11 protein-coding genes are annotated in these 13839 nt (G+C 70.6%); 9 read left to right on the forward strand and 2 right to left on the reverse strand.

Going from position 1 to position 13839, the window contains the following annotated elements:
* Positions 1-154 precede the first annotated feature (154 nt).
* The 8 genes from MED15_RS10710 (at position 155) to MED15_RS10745 (ending at position 10253) form a co-directional block, all read left to right on the forward strand.
* Positions 155-2515 (forward strand): sodium-translocating pyrophosphatase, encoded by a 2361-nt coding sequence (locus MED15_RS10710; RefSeq protein ID WP_112602106.1) that lies wholly within the window; start codon positions 155-157, stop codon positions 2513-2515.
* Between the two features lie 103 nt (positions 2516-2618).
* Positions 2619-3158 carry a hypothetical protein gene (locus MED15_RS10715; RefSeq protein ID WP_112585753.1) on the forward strand — a complete coding sequence of 180 codons (540 nt, stop codon included), beginning with the start codon at positions 2619-2621 and terminating at the stop codon, positions 3156-3158.
* A complete protein-coding gene (locus tag MED15_RS10720) occupies positions 3149-3889 on the forward strand; it encodes a hypothetical protein (protein ID WP_112735476.1) in 741 nt (246 codons plus the stop codon). The genes MED15_RS10715 and MED15_RS10720 overlap by 10 nt, the downstream gene beginning before the upstream one ends.
* Positions 3890-4238: 349 nt before the next feature.
* Positions 4239-7070, forward strand: a complete 2832-nt coding sequence (gene topA / locus MED15_RS10725) for a type I DNA topoisomerase (protein ID WP_112735478.1) — start codon at positions 4239-4241, stop codon at positions 7068-7070.
* 157 nt (positions 7071-7227) lie between these two features.
* Positions 7228-7860 carry a TetR/AcrR family transcriptional regulator gene (locus tag MED15_RS10730; protein ID WP_167362338.1) on the forward strand — a complete coding sequence of 211 codons (633 nt, stop codon included), beginning with the start codon at positions 7228-7230 and terminating at the stop codon, positions 7858-7860.
* Complete coding sequence (locus tag MED15_RS10735; RefSeq protein WP_091395413.1) at positions 7857-8156, forward strand: antibiotic biosynthesis monooxygenase; 300 nt, start codon at positions 7857-7859, stop codon at positions 8154-8156. The genes MED15_RS10730 and MED15_RS10735 overlap by 4 nt, the downstream gene beginning before the upstream one ends.
* The gene (locus MED15_RS10740) at positions 8156-9136 is read left to right on the forward strand and encodes an NADPH:quinone reductase (RefSeq protein ID WP_112735482.1); all 981 of its coding nucleotides are present in this window, start codon (positions 8156-8158) and stop codon (positions 9134-9136) included. The genes MED15_RS10735 and MED15_RS10740 overlap by 1 nt, the downstream gene beginning before the upstream one ends.
* A 16-nt stretch (positions 9137-9152) precedes the next feature.
* Entirely contained in the window at positions 9153-10253 is a 1101-nt protein-coding gene (locus MED15_RS10745) for a GDSL-type esterase/lipase family protein (protein WP_112725264.1), read from the forward strand.
* Positions 10254-10290: 37 nt separating this feature from the next.
* Here MED15_RS10745 and MED15_RS10750 read toward each other — a convergent pair whose 3' ends face one another.
* Positions 10291-11607, reverse strand: a complete 1317-nt coding sequence (locus tag MED15_RS10750; RefSeq protein ID WP_112699980.1) for a D-arabinono-1,4-lactone oxidase — start codon at positions 11605-11607, stop codon at positions 10291-10293.
* Between the two features lie 226 nt (positions 11608-11833).
* On the opposite strand from MED15_RS10750, the gene MED15_RS10755 reads away from it, so the two are divergent.
* Entirely contained in the window at positions 11834-12439 is a 606-nt protein-coding gene (locus MED15_RS10755) for a TetR/AcrR family transcriptional regulator (protein WP_112585769.1), read from the forward strand.
* 49 nt (positions 12440-12488) lie between these two features.
* Here MED15_RS10755 and MED15_RS10760 read toward each other — a convergent pair whose 3' ends face one another.
* Positions 12489-13697: an amino acid deaminase/aldolase gene (locus MED15_RS10760; RefSeq protein ID WP_112602112.1), complete on the reverse strand. Its 1209-nt coding sequence runs from the start codon at positions 13695-13697 to the stop codon at positions 12489-12491.
* Positions 13698-13839 lie beyond the last annotated feature (142 nt).

Below are 13839 nucleotides of genomic sequence, written 5' to 3' on the forward strand. Positions count from 1 at the left end.
GGTTGTCAGCAAGTGACCTATCCCGCAGCCAGCGGGTATGGGTGTTCATCGCTGGTCCGCTGGTGGGTTGGCGCGCGCTTGCGAGTCCGCATCCAGGCGTCGGTCAGTGCGTCTCCACTCACCGGCGCGATTGTTCGGTAACAGGAGGACACAGATGTCCGAGACCTTGGCCGCCGACGGCGGCGGGCTTTCCCTTACCGGAAGCAATGTCACCTACGTCGTCATCGCCGCGGTTGTCGCGCTGGTGGCACTCGGTTTCGCTGCCGCCCTGACAAAAACGGTGCTGGCCGCTGGTAAGGGCACCGAGAAAATGCAGGAGATCTCGGGGGCGGTCCAGGAGGGCGCCTCGGCCTACCTGCTCCGTCAATTCCGCACCCTGGCGATCTTCGTCGTCGTCGCCGTCGTGCTGCTCTTCCTGCTTCCGGTGCACGACACCGATGGCAGTGAGCTGGCTGTGAAGATCGGCCGCTCGCTCTTCTTCGTGGTGGGCGCCCTGTTCAGCGCGTTCATCGGCGGCGCCGGCATGTGGTTGGCCACCCGCGCCAACCTGCGCGTGGCCGCCGCCGCGCGAGAGCGAGTAGGCGGCCGCGAGGCCGCCATGAAGATCGCCTTCCGGACCGGCGGCGTGGTCGGCTTCCTCACCGTCGGCCTCGGCCTCTTCGGTGCGGCGCTGGTCGTCCTCGTCTACCGGGGTGACGCGCCCACAGTGCTGGAGGGCTTCGGCTTCGGCGCCGCGCTGCTCGCGATGTTCATGCGGGTCGGCGGCGGCATCTTCACCAAGGCCGCCGACGTCGGCGCCGACCTGGTCGGCAAGGTTGAGCAGGGCATCCCCGAGGATGACCCGCGCAACGCCGCCACCATCGCCGACAACGTGGGCGACAACGTCGGTGACTGCGCCGGCATGGCCGCCGACCTGTTCGAGTCGTACGCAGTGACGCTGGTCGCCGCGCTGATCCTCGGCCGCGCCGCCTTCGGCGAGCAGGGCCTGGTCTTCCCGCTGATCATCTCCACCATCGGCGTGCTGATCGCGATCGTCGGCGTCTTCATCACCCGGCTGCGTGCGTCCGACCGTAACGGCCTGACCGCGATCAACCGGGCCTTCTACCTGTCGGCGGTGCTCTCCGCGGTGCTGGTGGCGATCGCCGCCTACGCGTACCTGCCGGCGACGTTCGGCGAGTTCGACAGTGGTCTCACCGACGCCACCGGCAACCCGCGACTGGTGGCTATCGGCGCGGTCGTGATCGGCATCGTGCTGGCCGCCGCGATCCAGGCGCTGACCGGTTACTTCACCGAGACCAACCGGCGACCGGTGCAGGACATCGGCAAGAGCTCGCAGACCGGTGCGGCGACAGTGATCCTGGCCGGCATCAGCATCGGCCTGGAGTCGGCTGTCTACTCGGCGCTGCTGATCGGTGCCGGCGTCTTCGGCGCCTTCCTGCTCGGCGGCAGCTCCATCACGCTGTCGCTGTTCGCTGTGGCGCTGGCCGGTACCGGACTGCTCACCACTGTCGGCGTGATCGTCGCGATGGACACCTTCGGGCCGATCTCCGACAACGCCCAGGGCATCGCCGAGATGTCCGGTGACATCGACGAGCACGGGGCGCGCACGCTGACCGAGCTGGACGCGGTCGGCAACACCACCAAGGCGATCACCAAGGGCATCGCGATCGCCACTGCGGTGCTCGCCGCGACTGCGCTGTTCGGCTCGTACACCGACACGCTCAGCAGCGCGTACGAGACCGCTGGCGTGGGCAACGTCGACAACGAGATCCTCAACGCGCTGAACGTGGCGAACCCGCGCAACCTGGTCGGCCTGATCATCGGCGCGGCTGTGGTCTTCCTCTTCTCCGGGCTGGCCATCAACGCGGTGTCCCGCTCGGCCGGTGCCGTGGTGATGGAGGTCCGCCGGCAGTTCCGTGAGCTGCCCGGCATCATGGACGGCACCCAGCGCCCGGAGTACGGCAAGGTCGTCGACATCTGCACCCGGGACGCGCAGCGCGAGCTGATGACCCCCGGCCTGCTCGCCATCCTCGCGCCGATCGCTGTCGGCTTCGGCCTCGGGCCCGGCGCGCTCGCGGCGTACCTGGCCGGTGCGATCGGTGCCGGCACCCTGATGGCGGTGTTCCTGTCCAACTCCGGTGGGGCCTGGGACAACGCCAAGAAGCTGGTCGAGGACGGCGCGTACGGGGGCAAGGGCTCCGAGTCGCACGCCGCCACTGTCATCGGCGACACCGTCGGCGACCCGTTCAAGGACACCGCCGGCCCGGCGATCAACCCGCTGATCAAGGTGATGAACCTGGTCTCGCTGCTGATCGCGCCCGCCGTGGTGGCCTGGAGCGTCGGCGACGACCGCAACGTCGGCCTGCGGGTCGGCATCGCGCTGGTCGCGACGCTGATCATCGTGGCGTCGGTGGTGTTCAGCAAGCGCAAGGGCATCGCGATGTCCGACTCGGACGCCGATGGCAACACCGGCGCGGGCAGCACGGATCACCGCCCGGAGACGGTCAACGCCTGATCCACTAACGGCCCGGGGTCCCCGGTCGACGGCTACGTCGACCGGGGACCTCGGGCCGTCCGGCCCGATGCCACACCTGGCCAAAGGCCGTACGCTGCAACGCATGCGTACGTGCCGGGCGTCTGCCGCCGGAAAGCTCACGGTGGTCCTGGCCACGATCGTCGTCCTGGCCGGCTGCGGTGGGGGTCCCAGCCCACGGGCCTGGGCGGCCTCGGTCTGCGGCGCCCTCACCCCGTGGCGCTCCGAGATCAACAAGCTGACCAGCAGCACTGACGAGCAGATGACCGCGCAGACCACGCCGGCGCAGGCCAAGGAGAACCTGGTGCGGCTCTTCGATGGGGCGGAGCAGGCCAGCGAGGCCGCGCGCCGCAAGGTGGAGAAGGCGGGCATCCCGGAGGCGGAGAACGGCGAGGCCATCTCCGCGGGTTTCCGTAGCTCCCTGGGGAAGATGCGGGACGCGTACGGTCGCGCCCGGGACACCATCGACGGCCTGGGCACCGGCGAGCCGACCGTCTTCTACGACGGCGTGCGGGCCGCCGTGGAGACCCTCAACAAGGAGTACGACGCCAGCGCGTTGGACACCAGCAAGCTCAACTCCGAGGAGTTGAAACAGGCATTCGACGAGGTGCCGGAGTGTCGCTGAGCGGGCTCGGTGACACCGGGAAGGCACAGCCGCCCCCGGCGCTGTTCCCCGCGCCCGAGTCCGACACGCCCACTTCCGGGCGACGCCGCGGCGGCGCGCCGCAGAACCGCTCGTCGCAGGACGGCCCAGGTCAGCAGAGTGACGACGCGGGCCGGCAACTTGTCTTCTTCGGCGCGGACGCGGCCGAACCGACCGTCGCCGACCTGGCCGGGCTGCTCGCCGGGCCGGGTGAGGTGGTCCGGATGGGCGGCACCGCCCGGCTCTCGGTGCAGGTGGACGCCGCCTGGCGGGTGCACGTGCTCGTCGCCGAACTGGCGTCACGTGGGCTGGCGGCGAGCTGGGAGCCGACCGAGGGCGCGCGACACGCCGTGCGTACGTCGTACACCCGGGTCTTGAAGCCGCTCGCGGCCGCCTGGCTGCACGGTACGACGAAACGCCCGCCGGCCGCCTTCCACCTGACCGGCCGGCGGTTGCGGCTGTGGCTCGCCGCCGCGGGGACGCCGGAGCCTCCGGACTGCTTCCTGTTGCGACTGGGCGCCGACGACAAGGAGTGTTGGGAGCCGATCGGCGTGGCGCTCGCCTCGGCGGGGCTGGCTGGGACGCTGCTCGGCCCGGGTTGGGGCGGCCCGGCGTACCGGATCGCCGGCCGGCGCCGGTTGGCGCGGCTCGCCGAGCTGGTGGGCGGAGCGCCGGACGCGGCGCCGGCCGACGCCTGGCCGACCCGCCCCTGAATCGGTCATTCCGCCCAGGTCGGCGGTGCCGGTCGGGTGTCCGGTGCCGGACAGCCGGCGGGTTGATCCAGGCGGAAAACGGGCGGGTCGGGCCTCGGTCGTGGGTCCGCCATCGTCACAGTGACCCGCTTCGAGCCCTACCCACGGTGTACGGTGGCGCCGTCCGGCAGTGCCGAGCGCGGCGGGGCGGCGTCGACCGCCGCGTCGAAGCGGTTTGCGGCCCGCGAAACCCGAAACGCGGGCGGCGCGTTACGTTGGACATCCGGACCGCCGGTGCGACGGCGGGGTCGAAAGCGGTCGCTGTCCGGGCGCCGGCAGGCCACGAGCAGGAGTGAGGTCGGGGAGAGACGTGCCGAGCAACGCTGGAACCACCCGTCTGGTCATCGTCGAGTCACCGGCGAAGGCCAAGACGATCTCGGGCTACCTTGGCCCGGGGTACGTCGTGGAGGCCAGCTTCGGTCACGTCCGCGACCTGCCGCGCAACGCCGCCGACGTGCCGGCCAAGTACAAGAAGGAACCCTGGGCCCGGCTCGGGGTGGACGTCGACAACGGCTTCCAGGCGCTCTACGTCGTCTCCGCCGACCGTAAGCAGCAGATCAGCAAGCTGGTGAAGCTGGCCAAGGAAGTCGACGAGATCTTCCTGGCGACGGATGAGGACCGCGAGGGCGAGGCGATCGCCTGGCACCTGGTTGAGACCCTCAAGCCCAAGGTCCCGGTCAAGCGGATGGTCTTCCACGAGATCACCAAGCCGGCGATCCAGGCGGCGGTGGCCAACCCCCGGGAGATCGACCGCGATCTGGTCGACGCTCAGGAGGCGCGCCGGATCCTCGACCGCCTGTACGGCTACGAGGTCTCCCCGGTGCTGTGGAAGAAGGTCATGCCGCGGCTCTCGGCAGGCCGGGTGCAGTCCGTGGCGACCCGCATCGTGGTCGAGCGGGAGCGGCAGCGGATGGCCTTCCGCACCGCCGAATACTGGGACATCCTGGCCACCCTCGCGGTGGCCAACTCCGGCGAGGGCCCGCGTGCGTTCAACGCCACCCTGATCGCCCTGAACGGCGACCGGATCGCCACCGGTAAGGACTTCGAGCCGACCACCGGCCGTGTCCGGGCCGGCGCTGGCGTCGTGCACCTCGACGAGAGCGGTGCCCGGGGTCTCGCGGCCCGACTCGACGGACGGCCGTTCACCGTCACCCGGGTCGAGGAGAAGCCTTACCGCCGTCGCCCGTACGCGCCGTTCATCACCTCGACCCTCCAGCAGGAGGCGGCCCGCAAGCTGCGCCTGTCCTCGCAGCAGACGATGCGCACCGCGCAGCGTCTGTACGAGAACGGCTACATCACCTATATGCGTACCGACTCGGTCAACCTGTCGGAGACCGCCATCTCGGCGGCCCGCCGACAGATCGTCGAGCTGTACGGCGAGCGCAGTGTTCCGCCGGAGCCGCGCCGCTACACCGGCAAGGTGAAGAACGCGCAGGAGGCGCACGAGGCGATCCGCCCGGCGGGGGACAACTTCCGTACCCCGGGCGAGGTGGCCAAGGAGCTGTCCGCCGAGGAGTTCAAGCTCTACGAGCTGATCTGGCGGCGCACCATCGCCTCGCAGATGACCGACGCGGTCGGCTCCAGCGTGTCGGTGCGCATCCGGGCGGTCTCCACCTCGCAGGAGGAAGCCGACTTCGGGGCGACCGGCAAGACCATCACGGACCCGGGCTTCCTGCGCGCCTACGTCGAGTCCAGCGATGACGAGAACGCCGAGGCCGAGGACGCCGAGCGCCGGCTGCCCACCCTGGTCAAGGACCAGCCGCTGACCGCCGACGAGCTGGCCGCGCAGGGCCACCACACCCAGCCGCCGTCGCGCTACACCGAAGCGTCGCTGGTCAAGGCCCTGGAAGAGCTGGGCATCGGCCGCCCGTCCACCTACGCGTCGATCATGCAGACGATCCAGGACCGGGGGTACGTCACCAAGCGCGGCCAGGCGATGATCCCGACCTTCCTGGCCTTCGCGGTGATCGGGCTGATGGAGCGGCACTACCCCCGCCTGATCGACTACGACTTCACGGCCACCATGGAGAACGAGCTGGACGAGATCGCCGGCGGTGACCACGCGGCTGTCGACTTCCTCACGGCGTTCTACTTCGGCAGCTCCAACGGCGCCGGTGACCAGGACATCGCCCGTTCCGGCGGGCTCAAGAAGCTGGTCACCGAGAACCTCAGCGACATCGACGCCCGCAGCGTCAACTCCATCCCGCTCTTCACTGACGACGACGGCCGCGAGGTCGTCGTGCGGGTCGGCCGCTACGGGCCGTACCTGCAACGGGAGCTGCCCGGCGGCGAGCAGCCAGCACCGGCTGCCGAGGGCGAGGAGGGCGGCTCCCAGGGTGACCGGGCGCCGATCCCCGAGGGCCTGGCCCCGGACGAGCTGACGCCGGAGAAGGTGCACGAACTGTTCCTGGGCGGCAGCGGCGAGCGCAAGCTCGGCGACGACCCCGGCACCGGCGAGCCGATCGTGCTCAAGTCCGGCCGGTTCGGCCCGTACGTGTCCAGCGGCGAGCGGAAGTCGTCGCTGCTGCGTACGCAGACCCCGGACTCGCTGACGCTGGAGGAGGCGCTCAAGCTGCTCAGCCTTCCCCGGCTGATCGGTGTCGCGCCGGACGGCGTCGAGGTCTTCGCGAACAACGGTCGCTACGGCCCGTACGTCAAGCGGGGCGAGGAGTTCCGTTCGCTGGAGTCCGAGGACCAGATGTTCACTGTCGGTCTGGACGAGGCGCTGGCTCTGCTGGCCGCCCCGAAGGCCCGTGGACGGCGAGCCGCGGCACCGCCGTTGCGCGAGATGGGCGTGGACCCGGCGACCGAGAAGCCGATGGTGATCAAGGACGGCCGGTTCGGCCCGTACGTCACTGACGGGGAGTTCAACGCGTCGCTGCGGCGCGGGCAGACTCCCGAGGCGCTGACCATCGAGGAAGCGTCCGAGATGCTGGCCGAGAAGCGGGCGAAGGGCCCGGCGCCGAAGAAGAAGGCGGCGGCGAAGAAGGCGCCCGCGAAGAAGGCCACGGCCACCAAGAAGACGGCCGCCGCCAGCAAGTCCACGGCCGCGAAGAAGACCACCACGGCCAAGGCGACGGCGGCGAAGAAGGCTCCGGCGAAGAAGGCCGCCCCGCGCAAGGCCGCGACCAGCACGGAGTAGCCCCCGCGCCGGGTGGCGCTTGTTCCGACGCTGCAGATCTTGGACAGTTTCCGTCTTGCCTGAACGGAAACTGTCCAAGATCTATTTTGTGGTGTTCCGGGTCACGTGTGAGGCTGAGGCCTTCGCGGTTTCGCCGGTACCGCCGTACCGTATGGCCATGCCGACAAGGAAGAGGCGTGCGGGCGGAGAGAAGCGGGAGGCCGTCCTCGACGCGGTGGCGGGTGTGCTGGCCACCCGCGGGTACGAGAACACCCGCTTCACGGACGTGTCCGCTGCCGGCGGGGTCGCGATCAGCACCCTGCAGACCTACTTCGGCTCCCGCGAAGACATGATCATCGAGGCCATGCAGGTGTTCACCGACCGGGAGGTGGAGGCCCTTCGGGCGGTGTCCGCCGCCGAGGCCGATCCGTGGCGACGACTTGTCGCGCTTGTCGACCGCAGCCTGCACAACTCGGAGAGCACCCGGCAGGTCCTGGTCGAGTTCTGGCGCTCCGCGATGCGCGACGACGAGCTGCGCGACTACAGCGCCACCGTGCAGCAGCGCTACCGGGAGCCCTTCCTGGCCGCCGTCCGGGAGGGCGTTGCCCGGGGGGCGTTCACGCTGGCCCACGACGCCGAGGCGGTGACGGACCTCCTGCTCTCGGCGCTGGCCGGTCTGATCATCTCGCGGGTCCAGCACCACCCCACTCCGGCACCCGCGAACTTCCGCGACGTCCTACTGGCTCAGCTAGGACTGATGCTGGGCGTCAACGACTCCGAACCAACACCCGAACGGATCGAGGCACGATGACCACCGTCGAGATCACCCGGTTCCGCGTTCCCGCCGAGCGCGCGGACGATCTGCTGGCCGCGCGGCCGGCGATGCTGCGCGACTTCCAGGCCGATCGCGCAGGCTTCCTCGGCGCACGGCTGATCCGGTTGGCGGCCGACGAGTGGCTGGACATCGTCTTCTGGGGTTCCTCCGAGGACTACGCCGAATCCCGCCGTCGGGGCGCGAACCGGCCCGGCATCCAGACGTTCTTCTCGCTGATCGATTCGGTGATCAGCACCGAGGAGGGCACGACGACCGACGTGGTGGGTGCCTGATGCGTGCCGCGTGGTACGACCGGCAGGGTCCGGCGCGCGAGGTGCTCGAGGTCGGCGAGCTACCCGACCCGTGGCCAGGCGAGGGCGAGGTGAGGGTCCGGGTGTCGGTCTCCGGAATCCACGTCGGCGACCTGGGTAAACGGCAGGGCTGGTGGGGGTCCACGATGACGTTCCCCCGGGTCGTCCCGCACGGAGACGGCGCCGGAGTGATCGATGCGGTCGGGCTGGGCGTTGATCCGTCGCGGATCGGCGAACGGGTATGGGTCTATCTCGCCCAGTCGTACCGCCCCTTCGGCACCGCCGCCGAATACACGGTGGTGCCCGCTCGGCACGCTGTGCCGCTGCCCGCCGGGGTGCCGTACGAGCAGGCGGCCGGGCTGGGCATCCCGGGCATCACCGCCCACCGGGCGATCTTCGGCGACGGGCCGGTGACCGGCCAGCGAGTCCTCGTCACCGGAGCCCTCGGCGCGGTCGGGCGGGCCGCGCTCGCGGTGGCCCGTCGGGGCGATGCCATCGTGATCGCGACAGTACGCAGCCCGGAGCAGGTCGAACACGCGCTGGCCGCGGGCGCGCACCACGCGCTCGACACCGCCGGTGGAGACATGGCCACCCGAATCCTCGACTACACAGGTGGGGAACCGATCGATCGGGTCGCCGAGTTGGCGTTCGACGCGAACATGGCGACCAACCTGGAGGTGCTCCGCAACGGCGGGGTGATCGCCACCTACGCGACCGGCGCGGCCGAGCCAACCATCCCGTACTGGCCGCTCGGCTTCAAGAACATCACCGTCCGGTTCCTCAGCAACGACGACTTCCCGGAGGCAGCGAACGAGGCCGCCGCGGGTGAACTGACCTCCGCGCTGGTCGCCGGCGATCTGCGTTACCCCATCGCCGCCCGCCTTCCGTTGGCGGAGATCGCACAGGCGCACGAGCTGGCCGAATACAGCTCGGCCAGCGGCCGGATCGTCCTGGACATCTGAAGGGCCCCAAACGACCATGATCTGGGCAGCCGGTTTCCGTACCGCGGTGATCAGTCCGTACGAGCAGCTCCAGTTCGGCCAACCCCGGCGCTTCGCCGACCAGACCGTTCGTCAGGTGCTGCACCTGGCCGGCGGCGGGGACGCCCTGCGTGTACGCCTGACGAACCGCTACGGCCGCAGTCCGTTGACCATCGGGGCCGCCACTGTCGCCGTCGGCGACCGGCAGGCGGCCCTCACCTTCGGCGGTGCCGAGCGCGGCGTCGTGCCGGCGGGCGAAGAGACCGTCACCGACCCGGTCAGCATTCCCGTCGCGCCAGGCGCCGATCTTGTCGTGAGCCTCTACTTCCCGGAGCGGACCGACCTGGCCACCTACTCCCACAAGCCGGTGGAGGTCGCGCGGATAGCCGGTGGCAACCGGGTCGCCTCGCCCGTCCTGCCGAGAGGGGAGCAGGTCGAGGCCCGGTTCTTCATCGCGGGTGTGGACGTGCTCGCCGCCCCGGACACCGCCGTCGCGGTGGCCTTCGGCGACTCCTGGTTCGAGGGGGTCGGCACCACGATCGGCGCGAACCGTCGATCCGTCGACCTTCTCAACCGGCGGTTGAAGCGCGGGTGGGTGGTCAACCAGGGCATCGCCGGGAACCGTCTCCTGCGCGACGGCGTCGGCGAACACGGGCTGGCGCGCTTCGACAGAGACGTTCTCTCCATCCCCGCCCTGACCCACGTTCTGGTCCACTTCGGAATCAACGACCTTGGTCTTCCGGTCATGTTGGGCGAGCCGCCCGTCACCGCCGACGCCCTCGTCGAGGGCTTCCGTGCGCTGGCCGACCGCGCCCACGACGCCGGTCTGCGGATCGTCGTCGCCACCATCGGCCCGTTCGCGGGCGCCGGCCCGGAGATCAGCACCCCGGCGGGCCTCGCCACCCGACGCGAGGTGAACGACTGGATCCGTACGACGGACGCCTTCGACGCTGTCTTCGACGTGGCGAGCGCTGTCGCGGACCCGCACGCCCCCGACCACATCCACCCCGCGCTGGACAGCGGCGACGGCATGCACCTGAACGACAGGGGCGCGGAGGCGATGGCCGACGCGGTGAACCTGGACGACCTCGCGCTCTAGCGCTGGTCACCGCGATGGCGCCTACCGACGGGAGCCGTCAGACCCCGAGGACGTGGTTCAGGTGGGCGTTGGTGAAGACACGGTCGGGGTCGAGCCGGTCGCGGACGGCCTGGAAGTCCGCGAAGCGGGGGTACGCCGTGGCCAGTGAGGCGGCGTCGCGGTAGTGCAGCTTGCCCCAGTGCGGGCGACCGCCCAGCCCGGCGGCCACCTGCTCGAAGGCCCGGAAGTACGGCTCGTACGGCATGCCGACGTACTGGTGCACGGCGATGTAGGCGTTGTCCCGGCCGTAGCCGTGCGACAGCCAGATGTCGTCGGCCGCGGTGAACCGCACCTCCACCGGGAAGAGCACCTTGAACGGCAGGCCGTCCACGATCCGCTGGAGCGCGGCGAGCGCCTCGGGCAACGCCTCGCGGGGCAGGCCGTACTCCATCTCCACGAAGCGGACCCGACGCGGAGTGCAGAAGACCCGGTCGGAGCGGCCGGTGTACTGGCGTTCGGTGAGGGCGCGGGCGGACACCGCGCTGATTCCCGGGGCCAGCGCGGGCACGGCCCGGCCGAGTCGGCAGGCACCGGCGAAGACCCGGTTGGACAGGAAGTCGTCGTCCACCCAGCCGCGCCAGCGGGACAACGGCCGGTCGTTGGCGGGTACCCGGTCGTTGGCCTTGACCTGGACCCGGGACGTGTACGGGAACCAGTAGAACTCGACGTGGTCGTGCCGGCCGATCAGCTCGGGCAGTTCGCCGAGCACGTCGGCCAGTTCGGCCGGTCGTTCGTGGGCGCGCAGGACGAAGGCGTCCACGCAGCGCAGGGTCACCTCGACCAGGACGCCGAGCGCGCCGAGTGACACCCGGGCGGCGGCGAGGACGTCGGGATGCTCGTCGGCGGAGCAGCGCAGCACCTCGCCGGTGCCGGTGACCACTGTGATCGCCTCGACGAAGGTGGAGAGGCACCCGTAGCCGGCTCCGGTACCGTGGGTGCCGGTGGAGATCGCCCCGGCGACGGTCTGCGCGTCGATGTCGCCGAGGTTGGGCAGCGCGAGGCCGTGCCGGGCGAGCAGGCCGTTGAGTGCGTGCAGGGTCATGCCCGCCGGCACGGTGACCAGTCGGTGGGCGACGTCCACGCTGACCATGGTGTCCAGGTCGGACAAATCCATCCGACGGTCGTCGGCGAGCGCGACGGCGGTGAACGAGTGGCCGCTGCCCGTCACCCGGATCCGACCGCCGTCGGCGGCGACAGATCGGACGGCTTCTGCGACCTCGGTCGGCGAGCCGGGGCGCAGGATCGCGTTGGCGCTGCCACGCTGGTTCCCGGCCCAGTTGGACCATCCAGCCCCGAGCGGTGCGGTGCGGACCATGCGCGCTCCTCATTCATGAATATGAACTGACTTCATATCAGGAACGTTCTAGCTGGTAAATACCGCAATTGCGATCCGCTCGTTGTACCGGTAGTCACGGACTCGTGACGTGGAGATATGTTCATCCGTCGAAGGGGGGTGGCGCAGAGTGTCCACACCAGCCGCCACGACCGGGCCGCTGCGCCGCGTACCGGTGCAAGGTCGAAGTGTCGCGCGGGTACAGCGCATGTTGGATGCCTGCGCCGAACTCGTCGACGAGGTGGGGTACGAGGGGCTGACCACCACCCTGCTCGCCGAGCGGGCCGAGGTGGCGATCGGGTCGGTCTACCAGTTCTTTCCGGACAAGCGGGCGATCGTGCAGGCGTTGACCCTGCGGACCATGGAGTCCTACCTCCAGCGCCTCGACGAGCGGTTCGCCTCCGACGAGATGACCCACTGGTGGGACGGCGTCGACGCGGGCATCGACGAGTACATCACGATGCACCGCACCGTCCCCGGCTTCCGTACCCTGCACTTCGGCGACGTGGTCGACCTGCACCTGCTCGACGAGCAGCGGGACAACAACGGCGTGATCGCCGACCAGTTGGCCCGGGTGCTCACCGAGCGTTTCGGGCTCACCGACGTGCCGAAGCTGCGCTTCGTGCTGGAGATCGCGGTCGAGGCGGCGGACGCGCTGATCAAGCTCGCGTTCCGCCGGAAGTCCGAGGGCGACGAGCGGGTGCTGCTGGAGGCGAAGGCGTTGATCCGGGAGTACCTGCACCGTCAGGTGGACGGCCCGGACAACGGCCGGTCCACCGTCGGCAAGCATGCTGAGGCGCCCCAACCGGCCTGAGTCGGCGTGGGGCGCGGGCCCCGACCGGCGGTGAGGGCGGCGTCCGGTCTCAGAGGAAGGCCTGCCCCTCACCCCGGTAGGTGGGGACCGTCGCCACCACCGCGTCCCCCTCGATCAGGTGCAGCTCGTTGACCCGTTCACACAGCTCACCTGCCTTGGCGTGCCGGAACCACACCCGGTCGCCGACGTTCAGCCCGGCCGCCGCCGCTCCGGCCAGCGGAGTCTGCACCTCGCCGGCGCCCTCGGTGCCGACCAGCTTCAGTCCCGCCGGTAGCCACGGCCGGGGCAGTCGACTGTCGGCGGCCGGGCCGGAGGCGATCCAGCCACCGCCGAGCACCGTCGCCAGCTCCGGCGTCGGTCGGCGGACCACCGCGCAGGCGAAGAACGCCGCGGGGGTGGGCCGCCAGGCGCGGTACGCGTCGAACAGCGTCGGCCCGTACAGGCCCGATCCCGCGGTGATCTCGGTTACCGCGGGATCGGCGCTGGTCGCGGCCACGCTGCCGGTGCCGCCGCCGTTGACGAACTCCAGGTCGGCGTGCTCGCGTACCGCTGCGACCGCCGCGCCACGGCGGGCCAGCAACTCGCGGTACGACCCGCGCTGGGCCAGCCTGATCGCGCCCGCCAGCAGCGTCCTGCCCGGCGGCGCGTCACCCAGGCCGGCGATCTGCGCCTCGTACGACATCAGCCCGACCAACCGGAAGCCGGGCCGACCGGCGACGGCGGCGGCGAGCGCGCCGGCAGCCCGGGCGCTGTGCACCGGTGAGCGGCGGACGCCGACGTGCACCCGACCGCGCAGCGGTCGCCAGGAGGCGTCCAGATCCAGGCAGAGCCGTAGCTCGGCGCGCTGCCCCGGTGCCGTGACGGCGTCGATGAGGTCAAGTTGACCGGTGCCGTCGATCATCAGGGTGATCGCGGCGGCGAGCGTCGGGTCGGCGCCCAGCTCGGCGAGGGCGGCCCGGTCGGCGCTCGGGTACGCGACCAGCACGTCGTCGCTGACGCCGGCGCGGACCAACCAGATCGCCTCGGGCACTGTGAAAGCCATCACGCCCTGCCAGCCGGGCCGGGCGAGGGCTCGACTGATCAACTCCCGGCTGCGGACCGACTTGCTGGCGAGGCGGACCGGTTTTCCGGCGGCGCGATCGGCCAGGGCAACCGAATTGGCGTCGAAGGCGGTGAGGTCGACCACCGCGTACGGGGGGTCGAGGTGGGCAGTCGCCCGATCCAGGCGCTCGCGAAGTTTGTCGCTTTCGATGGCCACGTGTGCACGCTAACTGTCTGACGGAGAATGCGAAATACCCTCGCGTACGTCCGGGCTGCGGTCGGTACGTCCGGCGGCCTAGGCTCAGCGAGCAGGAGAATGTCGCCCGGGGGGTGGCCCCCACCGGGTCTAGAGTGTTGCA

The organism is Micromonospora noduli (genome assembly GCF_003264475.1).
GTDB lineage: Bacteria > Actinomycetota > Actinomycetes > Mycobacteriales > Micromonosporaceae > Micromonospora > Micromonospora noduli.